The following is a 1,038-nucleotide window of genomic DNA, read 5'->3' as shown; positions in this document are numbered from 1 at the left end:
CGTGGTATTACAATCAATACTTCTCACATCGAGTACGATACAGAAGCTCGTCACTACGCACACGTAGATTGTCCTGGTCACGCCGATTACATCAAAAACATGATCACTGGTGCTGCACAAATGGATGGCGCTATCTTAGTAGTTGCTGCTACAGATGGTCCTATGCCACAAACACGTGAGCACATCTTGTTATCACGTCAAGTTGGTGTTCCATATATCATCGTATTCATGAACAAATGTGATGTTGTAGATGATGAAGAATTATTAGAATTAGTTGAAATGGAAATTCGTGAGCTTCTTAGCGAATATGATTTCCCGGGTGATGACTTACCAGTAATTCAAGGTTCAGCTTTATGTGCCCTTCAAGGTGACGAAAAGTGGGAAGCTAAAATAATCGAACTTGCTGACCAACTTGATAACTACATTCCAGAGCCAGAGCGTGCAATCGACGGAGCATTCATCATGCCTATCGAAGATGTATTCTCAATTGCTGGTCGTGGTACCGTTGTTACTGGTCGTGTTGAACGTGGTATCATCAAAATTGGTGAAGAAGTAGAAGTTGTTGGTATCCGTGATACTCAAAAATCTACTTGTACGGGTGTTGAAATGTTCCGCAAGCTTCTTGACGAAGGTCGTGCTGGCGAGAACTGTGGTGTACTTTTACGTGGTCTTAAGCGTGAAGATGTAGAACGTGGCCAAGTGTTATGTAAGCCTGGTTCAATTTCACCTCATACAAAATTCGAATCAGAAGTATACGTGTTAAGTAAAGATGAAGGTGGTCGTCATACACCATTCTTTAAAGGATACCGTCCACAGTTTTACTTCCGTACAACAGATATCACAGGTGCTGTAGAGCTTCCTGAAGGTGTTGAAATGGTAATGCCTGGCGACAACTTGAAATTTGTTGTAGAGCTTATCAACCCAGTAGCGATGGACGAAGGTTTACGCTTCGCTATCCGTGAAGGTGGTCGTACAGTTGGTGCTGGTGTTGTATCTAAAATCATTGACTAGTTCCTGATTTTAGTTCTCACGAGAACT

Annotated in this window: 1 protein-coding gene; it reads left to right on the top strand. The window is 42.4% G+C overall.

Annotated features, from left to right (window positions below):
- Positions 1-1,011 (top strand): elongation factor Tu (tuf, locus tag H4J73_RS06730; protein ID WP_182178582.1); only part of this gene is annotated, 1,011 nt, incomplete at its 5' end.
- Positions 1,012-1,038: the final 27 nt, after the last annotated feature.

This window comes from Colwellia sp. MB3u-41 (assembly GCF_014076845.1).
Taxonomy (GTDB): Bacteria; Pseudomonadota; Gammaproteobacteria; order Enterobacterales; family Alteromonadaceae; genus Colwellia_A.
The sequence above is the reverse complement of the archived record's forward strand: the minus strand, read 5'-3'. Positions and strand labels throughout refer to the sequence as shown.